Raw genomic sequence first — 24158 nt, forward strand, 5'->3', positions numbered from 1 at the left:
TTTTTGCTTCCGGAACCGAGCAATGTCCCGTCCATGAACCTGAACCTCTCATTCATGCTGCACGCATCTGGCGCGCCCTCCGTGCCGCCACCATGGGACAGCATGGCGCCGGTACGGGAGGAGTTGTTCGGCATAGAACGGCTGGAGCAGCACGCGCAAAGCCTCGCCGCCGCCCAGCCGGTAACCGCATCGCCGCCACGCGTGCCATCCCTGCGCAGCCGGCTCAGCGACAATGCGACTGTCCTGCTGGCCGCCTATCGGGCGAGCGCTGCCGAGGTGGAAGGCGGCGCCGAGGTGGCGCCGGCGGCGGAATGGCTACTCGACAACTATCACATCGTCGAGGAGCAGATCCGCGAGATCCGGGACGACCTGTCCCCCGGCTACTATCGCCAGTTGCCCAAGCTCGCCGACGGGCCATTCGCTGGCTATCCACGCGTTTTCGGGGTGGCCTGGGCCTTTGTCGCCCATACTGACAGCTACCTCGACCCCGACATCCTGCGCCGCTTTATCGCCGCCTATCAGCGCGTCCAGCCGCTGACGATCGGCGAGTTGTGGGCGGTTGCGATCACGCTGCGCATTGTCCTGGTCGAGAACCTGCGCAGGCTCACCGGGCAGATCACCGCCGGCCGGGTTGCCCGCGCCGATGCGGATGCGCTGGCCGTGCGGCTGCTGGCCACAGGGGGCGCCCGCACGGCACTCGAAACCGATATTGCCGCACGCCCTGCTGCGCCGCTGTCCGAGTTGTTCGCCGCGCAACTCGCCAGGCGCCTGCGCGACCAGGACCCGAGAACCATGCCGGCACTGGGCTGGCTTGAGAAGCGCCTCGGGCTGCAGGGTACTTCGGTCGATGAGGTGGTGCTGCACGCGCAGCAGCGGCAAGGCGCCTCCAACGTGACGGTGCGCAACATCATCACGAGCATGCGGCTGATGTCCGATATCGACTGGGCCGAGTGGTTCGAGAGCGTCAGCCTGGTCGACGCGCGGCTGCGCGCGGGCAGCGCTTTTGCCGGGATGGATTTTCCGACCCGCAACCTGTACCGCAACGCAATCGAGGAACTCGCGCGCGGTGCCTCGTGCCCGGAACTCAGGGTTGCCGATCTGGCGCTCAGCGCCACGCCAATGTCGGCGTCCTCAGCGGGTGAGGTGGACGATAGGGTCGACGCGACCGAGGCCGGTCATCAGGCCGATCCGGGCTATCACCTGATCGGCCCAGGCCGCTGTGCGCTCGAACGAGCCATCGGGTTTCGCGCCCCGCCCCGCCTGTGGATCAGCCGCTTCAGCAAGCAACTGGGCATCGGCGGCTACGTCGGCGCACTCCTGCTCGCCACTGCCGGCCTGCTGGCGTTCGCTCTATGGATCTTGCCGGCTGCCAGCCTGGCGCCCGGCTGGCTTGTCCTGCTGGGACTGATCTGGATCGTACCGGCCAGCGAGGTCGCTGCAACGCTGGTCAATCGCGCGCTTGCCGGGCGACTGGGTGCGACGATCCTGCCCGGCCTGGAGCTCAAGGCGGGCGTTCCGCCCTCGCTGCGCACGCTGGTGGTCGTGCCAACGCTGCTGACCGGCGAGGCCGAGCTGAGCGAGCAGATCGAGCGGCTGGAGGTGCACCACCTCGCCGGCGCAGGCGGCGACCTGAGCTTTGCTTTGCTGACCGATGGCGTCGACGCCGACCAGGAGGTGCTGCCTGCCGACGCCCACCTGCTTGCCGTCGCCAGCGCGGCGATCGCCCGGCTGAACCAACGCCATGGCCCGGGTCCGGCCGGCGACCGCTTCCTGCTGCTTCACCGCCGGCGCCTCTTCAATGCCGCGCAAGGCCGGTGGATGGGATGGGAGCGCAAACGCGGCAAGCTGCTCGAGCTGAACCGGCTGCTGCGCGGCGCGACCGACACGAGCTACGTCGCCGTCGATGGTCAGGCGCCGCGGGTGCCGGCCGGTGTGCGCTACGTCATCACCCTCGACGCCGACACGCGGCTGCCACGCGACGCCGCGCTGCGCCTGATCGGCAAGATGGCCCATCCGCTGAACCGGCCACGGTTCGATGCGGCCCGGCAGCGCGTCGTGGGCGGCTATGGCATTCTCCAGCCGCGTGTCACGCCTTCGCTGCCGATCGGCCGTGAGGGGTCGCTCTTCCAGCGGATTTTCTCCGGGCCGGGCGGCATCGACCCCTACGCGGCGGCCGCCTCCGACGTCTACCAGGATCTCTTTGGCGAGGGATCCTTTACGGGCAAGGGCATCTATGATGTCGATGCTTTTGAAGCCGCGCTCAGCGGCCGGGTCCCGGAGAACGCGTTGCTCAGCCATGACCTGTTCGAAGGGGTGTTCGCCCGTGCCGGGCTGGCCTCCGACGTCGAGGTGGTGGAGGAGTTTCCTCCGCGCTACGACGTGGCGGCCAGGCGACAGCATCGGTGGACGCGCGGAGACTGGCAACTGCTAGGCTGGATCTTCGGGCACCACCAAGGCATCCACGCGGTACCGGCCATCGGCCGCTGGAAGATGCTGGACAACCTGCGCCGCTCGCTGCTCGCGCCCTTTTTGCTCCTGAGCCTGGTGCTGTGCTGGTTCCTGCCCTGGCCGGCGGGGCTGCTGGCGACTGTCCTGCCGCTGGCTGCCATTGCCATTCCGGCCGTCCTGCCGGGCATCTTGTCCGGTCTGCGGCACCGCAGCGGCATGCGCCTGCGCAACCATGTGCAGGCGCTGCTCGCAGACCTGCGGCTAGCCGCCACCCAGACCTTGCTGGGGCTGGCCTTCGTGCCCGACCAGGCCTGGCGCACGGGTGACGCCATCGCCAGAACGCTGGCGCGGCTGTTTTTCACGCACCGCCATCTGCTCGACTGGACCACGGCCGCGCAGTCCGCCACGCGCCCGCGGCTGGACCTGGCCGGCTTTTACCGGCTGATGGCCGGCGGCACGCTGCTCGCGCTGTCGATGGCCGCCGCCGGCGTGGGGCTGCTGCCATCGTCATTGCCGCTCGTGCTGCCCTTTGCCCTGCTATGGCTGACGGCGCCAGCCCTTGCCCTGTGGACCAGCCGTGCGCCGGCCGTTGCGCGCCGGCTTGCCCTGCCGGCGACCGACGCGCTTGCGCTGCGCCTCACCGCGCGCCGCACCTGGCGCTTCTTCGAGACCTTCGTCACGCCAGCGGACAACATGCTGCCGCCCGACAACTTCCAGGAGACGCCCAGGCCCGTGGTGGCGCACCGGACTTCGCCGACCAATATCGGGCTCTACCTGCTGTCGGCCATCGCCGCGCGCGACTTCGGCTGGGCCGGGACCACCGAAACGGTAGAGCGCATGGAAGCGGCGTTCGCAGCGATGCGCAAGCTGCCGCGCTACCGGGGCCACTTCCACAACTGGTACGAGACGCTGGGCCTGCAGGCGCTGCATCCCGCTTATGTTTCGTCGGTCGACAGCGGCAACCTCGCCGCGCACCTGATCGTGGTCGCCAACGCTTGCGAAGAATGGACGACCTCCCCTGCGCCAGATCCCTGCCACGGACTGGCGGACACTGCGCGCCTGGCAAGCGAGGCCCTGGCTGCACTGCCCCTCGCACACAGCGCCTCCGGACGGCAGCTCGGCGGACTACTGGCCGAGATCGACACCATGCTCGCTGGCTCACTCGACATGGCGGCAGGGGCGACGCGGGCACCGGCGCTCGGGCGACTTACGGAGAAGGTTGTCACGCTGGCGCATGACATCGAGCCGGCCGCCGACGATGACACTGTTGCCGACCTGGCCTTCTGGGCCAGTGCGCTGCAGCGCGCCGTCACCGAGCATGAGCGCGACCAGCTGCAGCAGGCTGAAGCGCCGCAGGCGTTGGCCGCCAGGCTGACGGTGCTCGCCCACACTGCGCGCGAACTGGCGCTGGCGATGGACTTTGCCTTCCTGCTCGATCCGGCGCGCAAGCTGCTGTCGATCGGCTATTCGCTTGCCGACAACCGGCCCGATGTCAGTTGCTACGACCTGCTCGCCTCCGAAGCGCGGCTCGCCAGCCTGTTCGCCATTGCCAAGGGCGATGTGTCGACCCCGCACTGGTTCCGGCTGGGGCGCATGGCGACACCACTTGGCAAGGGCTCGGCACTGATTTCGTGGTCGGGCTCGATGTTCGAGTACCTGATGCCGTCGCTGGTGATGCGCGCCCCCGCGGGCAGCCTGCTCGAGCAGACCGCGCGCCTGGTGGTTGCGCGCCAGCAGGGCTACGGGCAGTCGCTGGGGATTCCCTGGGGCGTATCCGAATCTGCGTACAACGCCCGCGACAGGGAGTTCACCTACCAGTACTCGAACTTCGGCGTCCCCGGCCTGGGGCTCAAGCGGGGCCTGTCCGAGAACGCGGTGATCGCCCCCTATGCCACTGGGCTGGCGGCCATGGTCGATCCGCAGGCCGCACGCGACAACTACCGGCGCCTGGCCGAACTCGGCGCCCTTGGACGCTACGGGTTCTACGAGGCGCTGGACTACACACGCGCACGCCTGGCCGAGGGCGAGACGGTCGCCATCGTGCGCAGCTTCATGGCGCACCACCAGGGCATGACCATCGTTGCCATCGCCAACGCCCTCGACGACGGCCGCATGCGCGGGCGCTTCCATCGCGAGCCGATGATCCAGGCCTGCGAACTGCTGCTGCAGGAACGCATGCCGCGCAACGTCGCCGTGGCGCACCCCCGCGCCGAGGAAGTGAAGGTCTCGGCGGCCGCGGTACAGCCGCAGGACGCTGCGGTGCGGCGCTTCACGGCGCCGGCAACTGGCAACCCCGTCACCCATCTGCTGTCCAACGGACGCTACACCGTGATGCTGACCACCACGGGAATGGGCTACAGCCGCTGGCGGGACCTGGCCGTCACGCGCTGGCGGGAAGATGCAACCCGCGACGATTCGGGCTCCTTCATCTTCCTGCGCGATACGCAAAGCGGCACCACCTGGTCTGCCAGCGCGCAGATGGCGGCCGATGGCGAGCGCGGCGGCGAAGTGGTGTTCGCCGAAGATTGCGCCGAGTTCGTCCGGCACGACGGCAGCCTGACAACCATCCTGGAAGTCCTGGTTTCCGGCGAGGACGACGGCGAGGTCCGCCGCGTATCGCTGGTCAACAACGGGCGCCGCCCACGCGAGATCGAGCTCACTTCCTATGCCGAAGTCGTGCTCGCCGCGCGCGCGTCCTACGACGCGCATCCGGCCTTTTCCAGGATGTTCATCCAGACCGCACACCTGCCCGAGTCCGGTGCGCTGACCGCGACACGCCGCCCGCGCTCGCCCGGGGAGCCGCCGGTGTGGGCTGCCCATTTCAGCGTGCTGGAAGGCGAGCTTGTCGCCGATCCGCAGTACGAGTCAGACCGCGCACGCTTCCTGAAAGATGGCCGCACGCCCGCCGCGTGTGCAGTCGTCACAGCCGGACTGCCGCTCTCGAACACGGTCGGTACGGTCCTCGACCCGATCTTCTCGCTCAGGCAGCGCGTGCGGATTGCGCCCGGGGGCAGCGCGCGGGTGGCCTTCTGGACCGTCGTTGCGTCGTCGCGCGCCGGTCTGCTGGACCTGATCGACAAGCACCAGGACCGCAACGCCTTCGACCGGGCCAAGACCCTGGCCTGGACGCAAGCCCAGGTCGAGCTTCGCCACCTTGACGTCGACGCGGCGGAAGCGGCCGACTTCCAGCGCCTCGCAGCCCCGCTGCTCTACGCCGATGCCCGCTTCAGGGCCCCGCCCGACGCCATCCTGCGCGGCGCGGGTCCGCAGTCGGGACTGTGGCCGCTGGCGATCTCCGGCGACTTGCCGGTTGTCCTCCTGCGCATCGACGAGATCGAGGACATCGTCCAGGTGCGCCAGTTGTTGCGCGCCCACGAATACTGGCGCATGAAGGGGCTTGGTGTCGATCTGGTCATCGTCAACGAGCGCGCCTCGTCCTATATCCAGGACCTGCAGATGGCGATCGAGACCGCGGTTCGCAGCAGCCATTCGCAAAGCCAGACGGGCGAGGAAGCGGTGCGCGGATCGGTCTATACCTTGCGTGCCGACATGATGACTCCCGAAGCCCGCGCCCTGCTCCAGTCGGTCGCGCGCGTCGCGCTGATTGCCCGACGCGGTTCCATCGCGGACCAGCTAGCCCGACTGCCCGGCGCGGCGGCCCCGCTTGCCGTACCGGCCCGGCGCCGTCAGCGCGCGCCACCGTCACTGCCGACAGTGCCGGCACCAGCCGAGCTCGAGTTCTTCAACGGCCTGGGTGGCTTCGACCGGGACGGCCGGGAATATGTCGTGGTGCAGAACGCCGAGCGGTCGACTCCCGCCCCATGGATCAACGTGATGGCGAATCCCGGCTTTGGCTTCCACGCGTCGGCCAGCGGCAGCGGCTGCACCTGGGCAGAGAACAGCCGCGACAACCAGCTGACGCCCTGGTCCAATGACGCTGTCGCGGACCCATGTGGCGAGGCAATCTATATCCGCGACGAGAACAGCTTCCAGGTCTGGAGCGCCACCGCGCAGCCGATCCGGGACAACGGCACCTACACGGCGCGCCATGGCCACGGTTACAGCTGCTTCACCCATGATGCCGATGGGATCGCGCTGTCGCTGCTGCAGTACGTTGCGCTGGACGATCCGATCAAGATTTCGCGGCTGACGCTGCGCAATCTCTCCGGCACCCCGCGCCGGCTTTCCGTGACGGCCTATACGGAATGGGTGCTTGGTACCTCCCGGGGGGCTTCGGCGCCATTTATCACGACGGCGCCGGACCAGGCCACCGGCGCCATCCTGGTCCGCAACCCGTGGAGCACGGCGTTTGCGGGTCGCGTGGCTTTTGCCGATCTGGGCGGCAGGCAGACCGCCTGGACCGCCGATCGTACCGAGTTCCTTGGCCGGAATGGCGGCCCGGACGCGCCCGCGGCGCTGCTCGGCAAGGCACCCTTGTCCGGCACGACCGGGGCTGGCCTCGACCCCTGCACGGCCTTGCAGTGCAAGGTCGAGCTGGCGGCCGGCGAAACCGTTGAAGTCGCTTCGTTCATCGGACAATGCGCCTCGGCCGCCGAGGCCAGCGCGCTGATTGCGCGCTATCGCCAGGCAGATCTCGACGCCGTACTGGCGACAGTGACCCGGCACTGGCAGCGCCTGCTTGGCGCGGTACAGGTCAGCACACCGGACCGCGCCATGGACATCATGCTCAACGGCTGGCTTCTCTATCAGACGCTGGCCTGCCGCATCTGGGCGCGCGCGGCCTTCTACCAGGCAAGCGGGGCCTATGGATTCCGCGACCAGTTGCAGGACCATATGGCGCTCACCCTTGCCAGTCCCGACGCCACGCGGCGGCACCTGCTGCGCGCCGCCGGGCGGCAGTTTGTCGAAGGCGACGTCCAGCACTGGTGGTTGCCGCATTCCGGGCAAGGCGTGCGGACCCGGATTTCCGACGACCGCGTGTGGCTAGCGTTCGCTACCGCCAGCTATATCGCCAGCTCGGATGACACCGGCGTGCTGGACGAGACGGTTCCGTTCCTGGAGGGCCAACTGCTGGGCCCCACCGAGGCCGACGCCTTCTTCCAGCCGATGGTCTCGGATGTATCAGCCTCACTGTTCGAACATTGCGCGCGCGGGATCGACGGCTGCATTGCGCATACCGGCGAGCACGGGCTGCCGCTGATTGGCGGCGGCGACTGGAACGATGGCATGAACCTCGTCGGCGCGGGCGGCAAGGGCGAAAGCGTCTGGCTGGGCTGGCTGCTGGCACGCACCCTCGCCATGTTTGCACCGTTGGCGCAGACCCGCGATGCCGGGCGCGCCAACCGCTGGCGCGCGCATGCGGCCTTGCTGCGCGAGGCGCTGGAGCGTGCCGCCTGGGACGGCGACTGGTATTGCCGCGCGAGCTTCGACAACGGCACCTGGCTCGGCTCGAAAGACCGTGAGGAATGCCGTATCGACGCCATCGCGCAGTCATGGGCCGTGCTGTCGGGCGCGGCCGATCCCACTCGTGCCCGTGCCGCGATGGCATCGCTGGAAAAGTACCTGGTGCGCCGCGACGACGGGCTGGCATTGCTGTTCACACCACCCTTCGACAAAGGCGCCCTCAATCCCGGCTACATCAAAGGCTACCCGCCCGGCCTGCGCGAGAACGGCGGGCAATACAGCCATGCAGCGATGTGGGCAGTCCTCGCATTCGCCAGGCTCGGCGAGGCCGACAAGGCGGTCAAACTGTTCTCTCTGCTCAACCCGATCAACCATGCGCTGACACCCGTAGCGGTCGGGCGCTACAAGGTCGAGCCCTATGTGGTGGCGGGCGACGTCTACTCGGTGGAGCCCCACATCGGCCGAGGCGGCTGGACCTGGTACACGGGTGCCGCGGGATTGATGTATCGCGCCGGGGTGGAGGGCATCCTGGGGATCCGGATCGAGGGCGGGCGGCTGGTCGTTGCCCCTTGCATTCCGGCCTCGTGGCCAGGCTTCAAGGCCACAGTGAACGTGGCGTCTACCCGCTATGAGATCAACGTGGAAACGTCATTGCACCGCGCCGACGGTGTCTCGCAGGCGCTCCTTGACGGCGTCAGCATCCCCTGTAAGGACGGCCAGGCTGGCGTCCCGCTTGATGGGGGCGAGCACACGCTGCTGGTCCTGGTCTAGCTCCCCCGTATCCGGTCAATCAATCCGTACCGGCGCCTCGTCAAGCGTACGGCACCGGACCGACGCGAGATCCCATCCGAACTACGCTTTGAACAGGACACACCAATGAAGAGGAATACATCATGAACAAGGATCAAGTGAAGGGCCGGGTCACGGAGGCCGCCGGGAAAGTCAAGGAAGCCTTTGGCAAGATGACTGGAAACAGGCAAACGCAAGTGGCGGGAACCCTGAAGAAGGATATCGGCAAGACGCAGGCAGCGTATGGCGACGTCAAGGCGGATATCAAGAAGGCGGAATAGAGCAATACGGAGAGAGGGGCGAGCACCCGAACCGGCGCAGCCCCGGCGGGGATGGGAAAGGCGGCCAGTCAGCTGGCCGCCTTCTCCCGATTCGGCTTTCCCTCGATACATGCCGACGCCAGGAGACACCCATGCTGGACACGATGCTGAATCAATTCCCTCCGATGGAGCAGGAGGCTTTCCGCGAGACCTGCCTGCGCAATGGCGTTGCACCCGACGGATTTACCGTGACCGCAGTTGAAGACGCGGCAGGCGGCCGCACCGTCTCGGTAGGCTTCGGGAGAGAAATCCGCCAATACAACGGAAACCTGGGCGCGCAATGGACGGTCGATTTCGAGGACGACCTGAAATCGCGCGTGTTCGGCTGATGTTGTTGCCGAGGCAGGCAGCACGGCACTCCTCAAACGGACAGCAACGCTTATCGCCGCGCGCAGCATGGTCCCCTGCATCGGCACGCTTTTCGCCGCCTCCGTACGCTGTCGTACCGCATTCACATACGCATTGGCGTACGCTGAATCATTTCCAGACTAGGACGCTGTACAGCCTCCTGCCGCTGGCAGAGGAATACTGCGTGAGCACGCCAATCCCATGGAGTCATCGTGAACATCATCACCAGCGCTGGTCCTCTCATATCGCTGATCGCCGGCATCCTGATTCTTGTCATGCCGCGGCTGCTCAACTACATCGTCGCCATTTACCTTATCGTCATCGGCCTGCTGGGACTGTTTGGCGGACATCTGCGCTGAGCGGAAGCGGTGGCCCAGCTTCGCTCCGGATGTCCCCTTCCGGGCATCAGCACGGCCGGCCAGTCGAGATACATCATGCGTACCCTGCTCTGTCTTCGCTTCAAGAATGCCGCTTCCGCCCGTAACGGCTGGGCAAAACTGCTTCCCCTCGTGCGTGCGCCTGCCCATGTGGCTGGCCCCTGGTTCGTGGGCCTGGGCCTGCTTCCGGTCGAGAGCTTTCCAGGTGCGGACGCCACGCACACCACCTTCCGGCATGAAGGCTCGATCGCCGGCTATGCCAGCTTTGCAATACTTGGCCTGGCGCTGGCAGGGTATTACGGCGACCATTCCGCCCCGCTGAGCGGCCTTACCACCTATGGCCTTGGCTTCGTGGCCTTCGGCGTCTGTGGCTGGCTCCTTGGTGCGTTGTTGGGCTCAATGTTGCCGCGACAGCGGCTGGCGCGGGCCGCCGCACTCTTGTCGCAGGACGAAATCATCATGATCGTCGGATGCAAATCTTCCGAGAAGGAAACGATCAAGACACTGCTATACGAGATGGGTGGAGTCGGCATTGACGAGCACGGCGACTTCCTGCCACATCTGCACTGGACCTGAGCGTGAACTAAAGCAAAAGCCCCGCGCGGATGGCTCCGGCGGGGCTTGGACGAATCTGGTTGCGGGGGCAGGACTTGAACCTGCGACCTTCGGGTTATGAGCCCGACGAGCTGCCAACTGCTCCACCCCGCGGGGCGAACTATACGCTGGTTGGCGGCACCTGGATACCCCTTACCCAAAAAAACTGTGCAGATTGCTCACTCCCTGCCCTCCGGCGCCTTGCGTTCAGAATCCAACATTCTGCCGCCCCTTGAGCTTCAGCAACGTACGCGCCTCTTCCTGCGTGGCAACCTCCAGCGAAAGCGCTTCAATCACACTGCGCACGCGCAGGACCTGCGCGGCATTGCTGTCGGCCAGCTTCCCGGGTCCGTCCCACAGCGAGTCCTCCAGCCCGACGCGTACGTTGCCGCCCATCGCCGCGGAGATCGCCGCCAGCGGCATCTGGCTGCGGCCGGCGCCCAGCACTGACCAGACATAGTCCTTGCCGAACAGCCGGTCCGCCGTGCGGCGCATATGCATCAAGTCCTCCATGTGCGCGCCGATGCCGCCTCGCAGCCCGAATACGGACTGGATCAGCAGCGGCGGCGTCAGCAGCGCGCGATCGAGAAAATGGGCGGCCGTGTACAGGTGCCCGATGTCGTAGCACTCGATCTCGAAGCGAGTCTGGTTCTCGCTGCAGGACTGAAGAATGTAGGCGATATCCTTGAAGGTGTTCCTGAAGATGCCGTCATAGCTTTGCGCGAGATAAGGCCGTTCCCAGTCGTGTCGGAATGCCTTGAAGCGGTCCAGCAATTCGTACAGTCCGAAGTTCATCGAGCCCATATTGAGCGAGGCGACTTCCGGGCGCAATTGCAGTGCCGGCTGCAGGCGCTCCTCCACGCTCATCGTCGGCGCACCGCCGGTTGTCAGGTTGATCACCACGTCCGATGCCGCCTTGATGGTTGGCGCGAACCGGCGGAACAGTGCCGGGTCCTGCGACGGGCGCCCGTCCGCCGGATCGCGCGCGTGCAGGTGGACGATGGCGGCACCGGCCCGCGCGGCGTCGATTGCGCTTGCCGCGATGTCATCCGGCGTAACCGGCAGGTGGGCCGACATGGACGGGGTGTGGATCGAACCGGTGATGGCGCAGGTGATGATGACTTTGTTCATGGTGTTTCCGCTTTCGGTGATGACATCGCACGGATGCCGTTGTCGCTACCGGCTGGCATCGCCGCCCCACTCCTCGCGTGCCCGGTCCCGTATGGCAAAGCCCGCCTGCGCCAGCCGTTCGCGCACGTGGCCGTAACCGCGCACGCTGGCTGGCCAGCCAAGCAAGGCCTGCAAGCGTTCGGTCGGCCACTGCGCCGCGGCGTGCCCGAGCAGGTCAAGGTCTGCCTCATAGGCCGCCAGCACGCGGCGATTGAGCTGGGCTTCGGCGCCCCGCGCGAACGGATCGAGCCGGCTGCCGCGCAGGAAGCGCGCACCGGCCAGCAGGCGGAACGCGGGCCGGACCCACGCCCCGACGGCGGTCTTGCCGATCTTCCCCGTCACCTTGTCCAGCTTGCCGAAGGGGCCACCCGCGAGATGGAAGCTGACCTTGAAGTCGCCCTCGAAGCCGTCGCGCAAGGACTGCATGAACGCCGGGGGCGAATACAGGCGCGCCACCTCGAACTCGTCCTTGACCGCCAGCACACGGTAGTACTGCGTTGCCACCTCCCGCAGCAGCGCGTGCGCATCGCTGCGGCCCGCCAGCATCCGGCGCACTACCTCGATCCGTGCGCGGTAGCACGTGGCCAGCGCCGCGTTCTGGTAGTCGACGAGGCTCCGGGCCCGGTCCTCGATCAGTTCGGCCAGCGGTCCGTCGGCCTTCTTCAGGAACTGGACCACCTGCGCGGGCGCCTGCAGGCGCCGCACTGCGGCGTGGTCGTGCGCCAGCCATCGACCCAGCGTGAATGCCTTGTGGTTGGTGCCGGTCGCCACGCCGTTGAGTTCGATGGCTTTCTCCATCGCCGCGCGCCGCACCGGGATCACGCCCTTCTGCCAGGCATACCCGAGCAGCAGCATGTTGGAGAGGATGGCGTCGCCAAGGAGCTGCTGCGCGAGCGCCGCCACATCGACGAACTCCGCGCGCACGCCCAGCGCCCCGCTCAACCGCTGCCTCAGGCCGGCCTCATCCGCCGACCAGTCCGGCTGGCTGGTGAAGTCGCTGGTGGGCACGATCCCGGTGTTGACGAAGGCGCGCGCCTGTCCCGCTCGCAGTCAGGACAGCGCGTCCGCGCCCGCGGCGACAATCGGGTCGCATCCCAGCAGGACATCGGTCTCCGCACTGCCGATGCGCGCGGCGTGCAGCAGTTCGGCGCGCGGCGCAATGCGGATGTGGGAGCCGACCGCGCCATACTTCTGCGAGAGCCCGGTGACGTCGAGCGAGCTGCCGGCCTTGCCGTCCAGGTGCGCCGCCATGGTCAGCACCGCGCCGATGGTGACCCCGCCAGTGCCGCCGATGCCCGCCACCAGGATTGCCGTCGGCGCGAAATCGCCGGGGATCTCAACGTCCGGCAGCGCGGGAATCGTCAGGTCGCCGTCCTTGCCGCGCTGTGGCCGGCGCGGCCTGGCGCCATCGAGCGTGGCAAAGCTGGGGCAGAAGCCGCGCACGCACTACAGGTCCTTGTTGCACGAAGACTGGTTGATCTGCCGTTTGCGGCCCAGCGGCGTCTCCAGCGGTTCGATCTCTAGTTCGGCGTAGCCCGGCGTGGTGGCATGGAGTGCCGCAGAATCCACTGGCCGAAGCAGCGCAAGGATGTCACGCCGCGGCTCAATCAAACCGCTACATGCCGGCCTGAGCTGCCAAGGTCGGACTGGATTGCGGCCAGTTTGACATACAACGTGCTCCGCGAAATTCCCAGCGTCCTGGCGGCCATGGAAATATTGCCGTGGGAATTCGCGATCGCATCGAGTATCGCTTGTCTTTCCATTTCCTCAAGACGACCGGGCGGGGCAGCCATTGAAGGCGAGGTGGAAACCGAGTCCTTTGGCGTCTGCGCGATGCTCGGGGGTAATAGAGACGTATCGATGATGTGGCCTTCGCTGAGCGCGAACATCACCTCGAACACATTCTGCAGCTCACGTATGTTGCCCGGCCAGCGGTAGCGCAGAAGCGCCTGCCACACGGCGGGTTCAGGCTGCTTGGGCGCACAGCCATACTTGCGCGCCAGCTTGCTGTTGAGATGCGCAATGATTGCCTCGATATCGCCAGGCCGGTCGCGCAGCGGCGGCAGTAGCAGGCTGACGACGCAGAGGCGGTGGTACAGGTCTTCGCGGAAGCGCCCGGCGGCGATCTCCTTCTGCAGATCGCGGTTAGTGGCAGCGACGATGCGCACCGAAACGCGCCGCTCGCGGGTATCGCCCAGGCGGACCACAACGCCATCCTGCAGCACGCGCAGCAAGTGGGGCTGCATTTCAAGCGGCATCTCGCCGACTTCGTCCAGAAACAGCGTACCGCCGTCGGCCTGCTCAAACTTGCCCGCCAGGCCACCACGGCGGGCGCCTGTAAAGGCGCCATCGGTATAGCCGAAGAGTTCGCTGGCCAGCAGCTCACGGGTGAAAGCGCCGCAGTTGACGGCAATGAACGGACCCTCGGGGCGATTTCCCGCGCGATGCAACGCCCGGGCAAAGAGTTCCTTCCCGGCTCCGGTCTCGCCCAGCAGCAGTACCGGCAGGTCGAGAGGGGCGATACGGCGCGCGCGCGCCTTGGTCGCCTCCAGCACCTCGCTGGTCCCGATGATCTCGCCAAATGCATCGTTGGCTGCCATCGGTGCCGTGGCCATGGGCAGCGATACGGCGGGTCGATGCTGGCGCGCCCCGAGCGGGATCACCAGCATCGTACCCAGCATGCCGTCATGGTCCTTGATGGGGTGCAGCCATTCGGATCGCAGCCATTGCGGGCGTTGGCAACACCGGTCGATATCGGGCAGTGTCAGGTCGAGTCCTGGCACCTGCCCGCCAACTTCGCAGGGCAGCCGCACGTCATAGCTCTCCCGCGCCGCCTGCGCATTGCCGTTGGTACGGACAATGCGCCCGCGGCTGTCGACGAGCACAACGTAGTCGCTGGCGTAACGGATGAAATGATCGATCGACCGGGTGAGCAGACGCTCGTGCAGGGCAACGTTGCGGCGGGCCAGTTCGCATTCGATCTGGCTGGCGGCAGCCACCACCAGGCCCAGGGTGTGGCCATGGAAAGTTTCCTTGACGCCGGATATATCCACCACGCCCAGCAGGGTGCGACCAAAGGGGTCAAAAATGGGGGCCGCGGCGCAGGTCCAGCGTTTGACGTCCAGGCAGAAATGCTCGTTGGCATGAATCTGAACCGGAGCGGCGGTGGCAATGGCGGTGCCGATGGCATTGGTACCGATGACGTCCTCATTCCAGCAGCCGCCGGTGGCCAGGTTGATCCTCTCACCGACGCTGCGCGCCCGGGTCTCGCCATTGAGCTGCAGAATGGTGCCGCCGGGGTCGCAGAGCATGATGAGGGTACCGCATTCGCGCAGGATCTCGCGCAGGCCCTCGAGTGCCGGGCGCGCGGCATCGCACAGATCCCGGCTCTGCCGCTGCAACTGGCGGACATGTTCGGTGGCTGCGCCCGGTGCGGAGTGCTTGGCAGGATCAACGGCCTCGGACCGACATCGCTGCCAGGATGCGAGGACAACGCTTCGCACCCCCTTCGCTTCCAGGGGCTGGTCCTGCAGAAAACGCTCCCAAGCCGACGCCACAACCAGTTCGTCGCCGATGCGGGGGATCAGGGCGCCGAAATGTGAAGATGGCATCGGGGCGATCACTATCCGTTGACTGCAGTAACCGTAAGCCCTTGCTATCCCCAAGTCAACAAGCTCTTTTCAGAATGATTTGTGCTCTGCAGCAAAGCAACCAGAAGGTGTCCGGTTTCCGGTCATCGTGGCTTCAGGTGTCCGGAAACCGGACAGCGACATTGGTCTTTCCCGACGCGCCAGGGCACGGGTTCAGGCAGTGGCTTGCGGTGAATCCCCGAACGTCCCTCACTCGAATCCGAATCGGGAAGCCGCTCGCACCACCGGCACGCTTCGCGAGGCTCTGAGCGCGAGCGGCCTGATAGCGTTGCGGCACGCAGCCAGCACATCGTTTGCCCAGGATTTCCAGACCTCGATCTGATCGCTGCAGCTCTCGCCATATAAGCACCACATACAGAAGTGCTCGCAGTTATTGGAAATCAGGCGATAGCGATCCTCGCCGAGGCGGGAGTAGGCGCGCTGGACGGCCTCGACCCCAGCGAACCTGGCTCCGGGGCTTTGCCGGACCCAGACCGGACGTCCTTGCGCGAATTCCGCAAGCGTGACCTCGTGCACCGGGCCGCGACGCAGTGACCGCGACAGACCCGCGTAGTGCACGACCTTGCCGCTCCCCGCATAGACGCCATGATGCGTGTAGCCAAGGCGATCGGTGACGAGATGGGCTCCGATCGCCGGGTCCGTGTCGGCAAGCCCTTCGACAATCAGGCGACTTGTCTTCGTTGAATCTTTCATGAGCTTCACCACGTTTCGCTGTCATTCGCATGGAACCAGCGCACAAGGCGTGCCAGCGCAGCAAGCGGCCTGCGTGGTGGAGAACAAGAAAGCCAAAGTGCATCGCAGCAGCGACAGGCAAGCGCCCTTCCCCAGGCCCGGCGCGATCCGCGCCGGGCAGTCGTCAATGCGGCCACGGCTGAAGCCGGTGCTTGCCTGAGGACAACCGCATTGAATTACTGGCCAGAGGGCGTCCGATTCCCGGACACCGCCGTGCAGGGTGTCGGGAATCCGGACAGTGACAGCAGCGCCCTGCTACCAGCGGTTTGGCCAGGGAATGCGGGCAACCCGTTGATTTCCATCGCGTACGAGGCTGCTCACCGGTGCCCGTCAGGCTTGGCACGCACCTTGCCATGGATGGTTCGTGGGAACTCCCACCATGACTACACCAATGACAGGAGGCAACATGCAACCGCAGTCCACCGTACAGGTGATGGGCATCGATGCTGGCGGCACGATGACCGACACATTCTTCGTGCGCTCCGATGGCCGCTTCGTGGTCGGCAAGGCGCAGAGCAATCCCGGCGACGAATCCCTTGCCATCTACAACTCTTCCGAAGACGCCCTCGCCCACTGGGAGCGGACCGTGGACGACGTCTATCCGGAGCTGGTGACTTGTGTTTACTCCGGGACGGCAATGCTCAACCGCATTCTCATGCGCAAGGGCCTTGCCGTCGGCCTGATCTGCAACCGCGGCTTCGAGCAGATCCATTCGATGGGCCGTGCGCTGCAGAGCTACCTGGGCTATGCCCTGGAGGACCGCATTCACCTGAACACCCACCGCTACGACGAGCCGCTGGTGCCCGTCTCGCGCACGCGCGGCGTCACCGAGCGTACCGACGTGCAGGGGAAGGTGGTCATCCCGCTGCGTGAAGACGAAGTCCGCCAGGCAACCCGGGATCTGGTGGAGGCCGGCTCGCAAGCCATCGTCATTTGCCTGCTGCAATCCCACAAGAACGAATCCAGCGAGCAACGCGCCCGTGACATCGTGCGCGAGGAGCTCAAAAAGCTGAAGGCGGATATCCCGGTCTTCGCCTCGGTGGACTATTACCCGTCGCGCAAGGAGAGCCACAGGATGAATACCACCATCCTTGAAGCTTACGGCGCGGAGCCTTCGCGGCAGACCCTGAAGAAGGTCAGCGATCGCTTCAAGAAGCACGGTGCCAGGTTCGACCTGCGGGTGATGGCCACGCATGGCGGCACCATCAGCTGGAAGGCCAAGGAGCTCGCGCGCACGATCGTGTCCGGCCCCATCGGCGGCGTCATCGGCTCCAAGCTGTTGGGTGAGTACCTGGGCGACGAGAACATTGCCTGCTCCGACATCGGCGGCACCAGCTTCGACGTGGCCTTGATCACCAAGGGCAATTTCGCCATCAAGTCCGATCCCGACATGGCCCGCCTGGTGCTCTCCCTGCCCCTGGTGGCAATGGACTCGGTCGGCGCCGGCGCTGGCAGCTTCGTGCGCCTCGACCCTTACAGCAAGTCGATCAAGCTTGGCCCCGACAGCGCCGGCTACCGCGTCGGCACCTGCTGGCCGGAAAGCGGCCTCGACACGGTGTCCGTTTCCGACTGCCACGTCGTGCTCGGCTACCTGAACCCGGAGAACTTCTTGGGCGGTGCCATCAAGCTCGACGTGCAGCGCGCCCGCGACCACATCAAGGCGCAGATCGCCGACCCGCTCGGCCTGTCGGTCGAGGATGCCGCCGCCGGCGTCATTGAGCTGCTCGATCTCACGCTCTCCGAGTACCTGCGCGCCAACATCAGTGCCAAGGGCTACAACCCGGCGGAATTCACCTGCTTCTCATACGGCGGCGCCGGCCCGGTGCACACCTACGGCTACACCGGGGGCGTCGGCTTCAAGGACGTCGTCGTGCCGGCCTGGGCGGCCGGCTTCTCGGCCTTCGGCTGCGCCTGCGCCGACTTCGAGTACCGCTACGACAAGTCAGTGGACCTTGGTGTTGCCCAGCACGCCCCCGAAGCCGACAAGGAAGCCGCCTGCAAAAGCCTGCAGGAAGCCTGGTCTGAACTGGCAGTCAAGGTCATCGAGGAATTCGTCCTCAACGGCTACAAGGCCGAGGACGTGCTGCTGATTCCCGGCTACAAGATGCAGTACATGGGCCAGCTCAATGACCTCGAAATCGTCTCTCCGGTGACCAGCGCCGCCACTGCCGCCGACTGGGACCAGATCGTCGAGGCCTTCGAGAACACCTACGGCCGCGTCTATGCGAGCTCCGCCCGCTCGCCGGAACTGGGCTTCTCGATCACCGGCGCCATCCTGCGCGGCACCGTCGTGACCCAGAAGCCGGTGCTGCCGGAAGACCCGGATGCCGGCCCGACGCCGCCCAGGGAAGCCTATCTCGGAACCCGTCCCTTCTACCGCCACAAGAAGTGGGTGGATGCCGCGCTCTGGAAGATGGAAGCCCTCAAGGCCGGCAACCACATCGTGGGTCCCGCCATCATCGAATCCGACGCCACGACCTTCGTCGTGCCCGACGGCTTCGAAACCACGATCGACAAGCACCGCCTGTTCCATCTCAAGGAAGTGAAGTAAGGAGACCCGCCATGAACATGATGAGCAATAAAGAAGTCGGCTTCGCCGACCTGCTGCAGAACGGCCAGACGCTCAAGCAGCACCGCGACGGCATCATCGAGCGCACCAAGGCCACCGGCCACTACAACGGCCTCGAGAAACTGGAATTCCGTGACAGCGACCCGATCGGCTACGAGAAGCTGTTCTCCAAGCTGCGCGGCGGCCTGGTGCATGCCCGCGAGACTGCCAAGAAGATCGCCGCCAGTCCCATCGTCGAGCAGGAAGGCGAACTCTGCTTCACGCTCTACAACGCCGCCGGCGACTGCGTCCTGACTTCGACCGGGATCATCATCCACGTCGGCACCATGGGCGCGGCGATCAAGTACATGATCGAGAACAACTGGGAAGCCAACCCCTGCATCAACCCCGGCGACATGTTCACGACCAATGACTGCGCCATCGGCAACGTCCACCCCTGCGACATCGCCACCATCGTGCCGATCTTCTGGAAGGGCCGGCTGATCGGCTGGGTGGGCGGCGTCACGCACGTCATCGACACCGGCTCGGTGACGCCGGGCTCGATGTCCACCGGCCAGACCCAGCGCTTCGGCGACGGCTACATGATCACCTGCCGCAAGACCGGGGTGAATGACGAGCCGCTGCGCGACTGGCTGCACGAGTCCCAGCGCTCAGTGCGCACGCCCAAGTACTGGATCCTCGACGAAAAGACCCGCATCGCCGGCTGCCACATGATTCGCGACCTGGTGGAGGAGGTGATTCGTGCCGACGGCATCGAGGCTTACGAGAAATTCACCTACGAGGTCATCGAAGAAGGCCGCCGCGGACTGCAGAGCCGTATCAAGGCCATGACCCTGCCGGGCAAGTACCGCAAGGTCTCCTTTGTCGACGTGCCATACAAGCATGATGACGTGCAGGTCTCCAACGCCTTCGCCAAGCTCGACTCCATCATGCATTCGCCGGTGGAAATGACCATCAAGCCGGACGGCAAGTGGCGCCTCGACTTCGAAGGTGCGAGCCGCTGGGGCTGGCATACCTTCAACGCCCACCAGGTGGCATTTACTTCCGGAATCTGGGTGATGATGTGCCAGACCCTAGTGCCCACCCAGCGCATCAACGACGGCGCCTACTTCGCCACCGAGTTCCGCTTGCCAAAGGGTACGTGGTGCAACCCGGACGACCGCCGCACCGGCCATGCCTACGCCTGGCACTTCCTGGTCTCCGGCTGGGCGGCGCTGTGGCGCGGTCTCTCCCAGTCCTATTTCAGCCGCGGCTATCTGGAAGAGGTCAACGCCGGTAACGCCAACACCTCCAACTGGCTGCAGGGCGGCGGCATCAATCAGGATGGCGAGATTCATGCGGTCAACAGCTTCGAGGCCAGCTCCTGCGGCACTGGTGCCTGCGCGGTCAAGGATGGCCTCAACCATGCCGCTGCGATCTGGAACCCGGAAGGCGACATGGGCGACATCGAGATCTGGGAGATGGCCGAGCCACTGCTCTACCTTGGCCGGAACGTCAAGGCCAACTCCGGCGGGTATGGCAAGTACCGTGGCGGTTGCGGCTTCGAGACGCTGCGCATGGTGTGGAACGCCCAGGACTGGACCATGTTCTTCATGGGCAACGGGTTCATGAACAGCGATTGGGGCATGATGGGCGGCTATCCTTCAGCCACCGGCTATCGCTTCGAGGCACACAAGACTGGGCTGGACAAGCGCATCGCCATCGGCGACTCCTTGCCTCTGGGCGGCGACATCGATCCGGGCGACCCGGACTACGAGCGCCACATCGATGCCACTGCCGTGGTCAAGCGTGACAAGCAGTGCATCACCACCGAGGACTGCTACGCCAACCACGACCTGTACCTCAACTATCTGCGTGGGGGGCCGGGCTTTGGTGACCCGATCGACCGGGATCCGAAGGCCATCGAAGCGGACCTCAACCAGAAGTTCCTGCTGCCGGAATATGCGCAGAAGGTCTATGGCGCCGTCTTTACCCAGGACGCCAAGGGCGTGTTCACGGTAGATGCAGGCAAGACCCAGGCCCGCCGTGCCGAGATCCGCAAGGAACGCCTGGCCCGGTCCCTGCCAACCCGCGAATGGATGAAGGAAGAGCGCGAACGCATCCTCAACAAGCACTCGTCCGTCCAGGTGCAACACATGTTCGCCACCAGCTTTGCCCTGTCGGAGAAGTTCACGCGGGAGTTCAAGGCATTCTGGAACCTCCCCGCGGACTGGCAGTTGCTGGAGGAAGAACTGGGCGTGCCGTCATACGGCGCCAAGCACCGCATGGACCTCTCCCTGCTGCCCGACGTCACCACCGTCGTCCAGGTCGAAGAGTAATCACCGAATCAAGGAGCTGAACAATGTCTGCCTACACCAATGAACAGGTTGCCCACCTCGTCGAAGGCTCCCTGGACTGGGAAACCACCTTCCGCATGCTCTCGATGCCCAAGGATGACAGCCGGTTCGAGCAGTACCTGGCGGCCCTGCAGGCCAAGGTGAGCTTTCCGGACCGCATCGTGCTTCCGCTCGGCCCGCATATGCACATCGTGCAATCGGCCAGCAACAAGAAGTGGCTGGTCAAGTGCGATTGCGGCCATGAGTTCTGCGATTACCGCGAGAACTGGAAGCTGCATGCCTCGATCTACGTGCGCGACACCGAGGAGGCCATGACCGAGGTCTATCCCAGGCTCATGGCCCCCGACACCCAGTGGCAGGTATATCGCGAGTACTACTGCCCGGCGTGCGGCACCATGCATGACGTCGAGGCGCCCACCCCGTGGTATCCGGTGATCCATGACTTCGAGCCGGACATCGAGGCTTTCTATAAGGAATGGGTGCACTTGCCGGTTCCGGAGCGCGCCCCGGACTGATCGCAGCGTGAAGAGCGGGGGCAGGCAGGGCCTGTCCCCCGCAGACAACGGCAAAAACGGGAGGCAGCATGAACCCCAACCTTGCGCAAATGCTCGTTCGCACGGCCCGCGCCTATCCCGATCAGGCAGCGCTCTATCTCGGCACCGAGCTGCTATGTACCTTCGGGCAACTCGCCGACCGCGTGGCACGCTGCGCCTGCGGCCTGCGTGACTGGCTCGGCCTGCAGGCCGGGGACCGGGTCGCGTTGGTCATGAAGAACTGCCCGCAGTACGTCGAGCTTTTGTACGGCATCTGGCATGCCGGCCTGTGTGCCGTGCCGATCAACGCCAGGCTGCATCCGCGCGAAATCCAGGGCATCCTGCAGGACAGCGGCGCCCGCCTCAGCTTCTCCGCCGACGCCCAAGCAGTGTCTGGCGCCCGGACCATCGTGGTCGGTTCCACCGACTACCATGCCCTGTTTGCGGCACATGGCATTCCGGTCACCGATGTGTCCGAAGACGCCCTCGCCTGGCTGTTCTACACCAGCGGCACGACCGGCAAGCCCAAAGGGGTCATGCTCTCGCACCGCAATCTAGGCGCCATGTCGCGCGCCTATGCCAGCGCGGTCACCCGCATCCTTCCAGGCGACAGCCTGATTCACGCTGCGCCAATGTCCCATGGGTCGGGACTCTACGTGGTCCCCCACATGGCCGAAGGTGCGAGTCAGGTGATTCCACCTTCAGGCGGCTTCGACGTCGCCGAACTGGCGGGCCTCGTCGCCGCACACCAGCGCCCGAGCTTCTTCGCTGCGCCGACCATGCTCAACCGCCTGGTCGAATACACACGCCGGACCCGGGCCGACCTCTCCAATCTCAAGGTCGTAGTCTGTGGCGGTGCGCCCCTCTATGTGGAGGACGAGCTCGCCGCAATCGAATGCCTGGGCCCCCGCATCGCGCAGATCTACGGCCAGGGCGAAAGTCCGATGACCATCACCGCCCAGTCGTCCCACGAAATCGGCCGCGCCTACGCCGTCGGCGACCTCAAGGCGCTGGCTTCGGTCGGGCGGACCCTGCCCGGCGTGGAGATTCGCATCGCCGATGCCGGGGACCGTGCGCTCCCGGTGGGGGAAGTCGGTGAAGTCCTGGTGCGCGGGCCCACCGTGATGCAAGGCTATTGGAACAACCCGGAGGCCAGTGTGGCGACGCTGCGCAATGGCTGGCTGCATACCGGCGATGTCGGGTGCGTGGACGAGCAGGGGCAGCTCACGCTGAAGGACCGCAGCAAGGACACGATTATCAGCGGTGGCTCCAACATCTACCCGCGCGAGGTGGAGGACGCCCTGCTCGCCCATGCCGCGGTGGCTGAAGTCTCCGTGCTCGGCCGCAGGCATCCCGTCTGGGGAGAGGAAGTGGTGGCCGTCGTCGTGCTCAAGGCCGGGATGCGGATGACCCAGTCCGAACTGGATCAGTGGTGCCTGCACCGGATCGCCAGATTCAAGCGGCCGAAAGCCTATCTGTTCGTCAATGCGTTGCCGAAGAACAGCAACGGCAAGGTACTCAAGACCGCGCTACGGGAGCTGTTGGCCCAAGGTGGCGAACAGGCGAATGCTAGGACCTGGCGCTGGCAGCTTGCGTAGGCCGAGACTTACAACTCTGTCATCAAGCAGCAATGCATCGGTTGGCATCGGATACATAGACTGCTGTGCACGGCGCGACGATCCGCGCGCCGCATGGATCAGCCGGAGAGTGTCATGATGCCTACCCGCCGAATCCTCATTGCCGCCCTGCTGCTCACCGTACTGGGCTCCGCAGCGCCTTTTGCCTCAGCGGCTGTCGATCCCGCCAACGATGCCAACGGGACCACCGCCGACCAGGTCCACCGCCAGCGCGACCCCTTCACGGACGGCGCCGACAACAGCGCACGCGATCCCTACCTCGATGGCGCCCACCTGCCTGCGCAGGCCTGAGTCATTGGCCCGGCTCCGCGCGGCCCGGAAAGACCAGCCGGAAGCAGGTCACCTGCCCCGGTGTCAATTCCGCCTGCGCGGTGCCATGGTGCCGGTCCATGATGGTCTTAACGATGGCGAGCCCGATGCCTGATGACTCGCCGGAGTTGGCCCGGGTGGGGTCCGCACGGAAAAACCGGTCGAACAGCTTCGGCAAATGCGTGACAAGGCTGTAATCGTTAGGACCCCGTCTGATGCCCAGTGATGGCATCGTCGCCGGGGCGCGCCGACAACGCCGTCAAATACAGAGCCTCATTCATCGGGTTTACCGCGACCGCGCTGTACGGCATGGGAAGAACCGGGGCCGGTCAGGTCACGTAAGCGCCGATGCGCCGCATCGGCCATGCCGCCGCAAGGCATGCCGCGAACAGACATAACGCGGTCCGAAGGGCTGCGCGCGGGTCGATGAGGCACGCGAGCACCTGTTCGCTACGGCTTTCCCCATACAGGCACCAGGCGCAGAAATGCTCGCAGTTGTTGGTCAGCAGCCTGTAGCGATTCTCGCCTAACCGCGAGCGAGCACGCCGCACGGCTTCATGCCTGACGTACACCGGATCAGCACTTGGTTCGATCAGGACTTCGAATCCGCCAGCGAAATGCGTGATGCTGATTTCCTCGACGGGGCCGCGACGCAGCGAGCCGGCAAGTCCGGCGTAATGCACCACTTTGCCGTCGCCTACATAGATGCCATGGTGGCTGTAGCCGCGCCGCGGGGTGACGAGATGGGCACCGAGCGGCGGTTCTGCGCCGGCATCGAGGGGTCGCTGTGCCACGGCTGCGCTGGCGGTGCGACGTTGGTTGGAGGTTGGCTGGCCCATGTTCGAATGCACAAGCGATCAGGTGAACTTGAGTAAAGCCTATGTCCGGCAACACATTAATAACAATTAAACATTCTTCTACTGTCCATAAGTTTTTGTTTATGCCATGCGTCTTGCTACTGAATCGGCGAGGGAGTATCAAC

The 24158-nt window shown here is 65.6% G+C and carries 17 protein-coding genes, 1 tRNA gene and 1 pseudogene; 10 read left to right on the forward strand and 9 right to left on the reverse strand.

The features are described 5' to 3' along the window. The first annotated feature begins 33 nt into the window (after nucleotides 1-33). The 5 genes from CNE_RS24390 to CNE_RS24405 all read left to right on the forward strand — a co-directional run bounded on the left by CNE_RS24390 (nucleotide 34) and on the right by CNE_RS24405 (nucleotide 10222). Nucleotides 34-8583, forward strand: a complete 8550-nt coding sequence (locus CNE_RS24390; RefSeq protein ID WP_013952953.1) for a GH36-type glycosyl hydrolase domain-containing protein — start codon at nucleotides 34-36, stop codon at nucleotides 8581-8583. A 122-nt stretch (nucleotides 8584-8705) separates the two neighbouring features. Further along, on the forward strand, nucleotides 8706-8882 hold the full coding sequence (locus tag CNE_RS24395) for a CsbD family protein (RefSeq protein ID WP_013952954.1): 177 nt from the start codon (nucleotides 8706-8708) through the stop codon (nucleotides 8880-8882). Nucleotides 8883-9013: 131 nt separating this feature from the next. Further along, nucleotides 9014-9250: a hypothetical protein gene (locus CNE_RS24400; RefSeq protein ID WP_013952955.1), complete on the forward strand. Its 237-nt coding sequence runs from the start codon at nucleotides 9014-9016 to the stop codon at nucleotides 9248-9250. Nucleotides 9251-9481: 231 nt separating this feature from the next. Continuing rightward, nucleotides 9482-9628, forward strand: a complete 147-nt coding sequence (locus CNE_RS39425) for a DUF3096 domain-containing protein (RefSeq protein ID WP_013952956.1) — start codon at nucleotides 9482-9484, stop codon at nucleotides 9626-9628. A gap of 75 nt (nucleotides 9629-9703) precedes the next feature. Then, entirely contained in the window at nucleotides 9704-10222 is a 519-nt protein-coding gene (locus CNE_RS24405) for a hypothetical protein (protein ID WP_013952957.1), read from the forward strand. 56 nt (nucleotides 10223-10278) lie between these two features. On the opposite strand, the gene CNE_RS24410 is transcribed toward CNE_RS24405, so the two are convergent. The 7 genes from CNE_RS24410 to CNE_RS24430 all read right to left on the reverse strand — a co-directional run bounded on the left by CNE_RS24410 (nucleotide 10279) and on the right by CNE_RS24430 (nucleotide 15753). Beyond that, nucleotides 10279-10354 (reverse strand) — tRNA-Met (locus tag CNE_RS24410). A gap of 93 nt (nucleotides 10355-10447) precedes the next feature. Further along, a complete protein-coding gene (locus tag CNE_RS24415) occupies nucleotides 10448-11371 on the reverse strand; it encodes a BKACE family enzyme (protein WP_013952958.1) in 924 nt (307 codons plus the stop codon). Nucleotides 11372-11416: 45 nt separating this feature from the next. After that, on the reverse strand, nucleotides 11417-12418 hold the full coding sequence (locus tag CNE_RS24420; RefSeq protein WP_049800641.1) for a DUF6537 domain-containing protein: 1002 nt from the start codon (nucleotides 12416-12418) through the stop codon (nucleotides 11417-11419). A gap of 42 nt (nucleotides 12419-12460) precedes the next feature. Then, nucleotides 12461-12853, reverse strand: coding sequence for a 2-oxoacid:acceptor oxidoreductase family protein (locus CNE_RS38720; protein WP_013952960.1), 393 nt, complete (start codon nucleotides 12851-12853; stop codon nucleotides 12461-12463). A 3-nt stretch (nucleotides 12854-12856) separates the two neighbouring features. Beyond that, a complete protein-coding gene (locus tag CNE_RS42745) occupies nucleotides 12857-12979 on the reverse strand; it encodes a hypothetical protein (protein WP_013952961.1) in 123 nt (40 codons plus the stop codon). Between the two features lie 38 nt (nucleotides 12980-13017). Next, nucleotides 13018-15033 carry a sigma-54-dependent Fis family transcriptional regulator gene (locus tag CNE_RS24425; RefSeq protein WP_238553090.1) on the reverse strand — a complete coding sequence of 672 codons (2016 nt, stop codon included), beginning with the start codon at nucleotides 15031-15033 and terminating at the stop codon, nucleotides 13018-13020. Nucleotides 15034-15249: 216 nt separating this feature from the next. After that, nucleotides 15250-15753: a lecithin retinol acyltransferase family protein gene (locus CNE_RS24430; protein ID WP_013952964.1), complete on the reverse strand. Its 504-nt coding sequence runs from the start codon at nucleotides 15751-15753 to the stop codon at nucleotides 15250-15252. Nucleotides 15754-16198: 445 nt separating this feature from the next. Between CNE_RS24430 and CNE_RS24440 the strand changes: the two genes are divergently transcribed. The 5 genes from CNE_RS24440 (at nucleotide 16199) to CNE_RS24460 (ending at nucleotide 23158) form a co-directional block, all read left to right on the forward strand. Next, a complete protein-coding gene (locus tag CNE_RS24440) occupies nucleotides 16199-18343 on the forward strand; it encodes a hydantoinase/oxoprolinase family protein (RefSeq protein WP_041228634.1) in 2145 nt (714 codons plus the stop codon). Between the two features lie 11 nt (nucleotides 18344-18354). Next, nucleotides 18355-20679, forward strand: coding sequence for a hydantoinase B/oxoprolinase family protein (locus tag CNE_RS24445; RefSeq protein WP_013952966.1), 2325 nt, complete (start codon nucleotides 18355-18357; stop codon nucleotides 20677-20679). A 23-nt stretch (nucleotides 20680-20702) separates the two neighbouring features. Continuing rightward, nucleotides 20703-21212, forward strand: a complete 510-nt coding sequence (locus CNE_RS24450) for an acetone carboxylase subunit gamma (RefSeq protein WP_013952967.1) — start codon at nucleotides 20703-20705, stop codon at nucleotides 21210-21212. 68 nt (nucleotides 21213-21280) lie between these two features. After that, complete coding sequence (locus CNE_RS24455) at nucleotides 21281-22828, forward strand: class I adenylate-forming enzyme family protein (RefSeq protein WP_013952968.1); 1548 nt, start codon at nucleotides 21281-21283, stop codon at nucleotides 22826-22828. A 114-nt stretch (nucleotides 22829-22942) separates the two neighbouring features. Further along, the gene (locus CNE_RS24460; RefSeq protein WP_013952969.1) at nucleotides 22943-23158 is read left to right on the forward strand and encodes a hypothetical protein; all 216 of its coding nucleotides are present in this window, start codon (nucleotides 22943-22945) and stop codon (nucleotides 23156-23158) included. Nucleotide 23159: 1 nt separating this feature from the next. On the opposite strand, the pseudogene CNE_RS24465 reads toward CNE_RS24460, so the two are convergent. Together CNE_RS24465 and CNE_RS24470 are read right to left on the reverse strand one after the other, a co-directional pair. Then, nucleotides 23160-23354 (reverse strand): annotated as a pseudogene (locus CNE_RS24465) (ATP-binding protein); the annotation flags it as partial. A gap of 151 nt (nucleotides 23355-23505) precedes the next feature. Beyond that, nucleotides 23506-24015, reverse strand: a complete 510-nt coding sequence (locus CNE_RS24470; RefSeq protein WP_013952971.1) for a lecithin retinol acyltransferase family protein — start codon at nucleotides 24013-24015, stop codon at nucleotides 23506-23508. Nucleotides 24016-24158 lie beyond the last annotated feature (143 nt).

This window comes from Cupriavidus necator N-1 (genome assembly GCF_000219215.1).
GTDB lineage: Bacteria > Pseudomonadota > Gammaproteobacteria > Burkholderiales > Burkholderiaceae > Cupriavidus > Cupriavidus necator.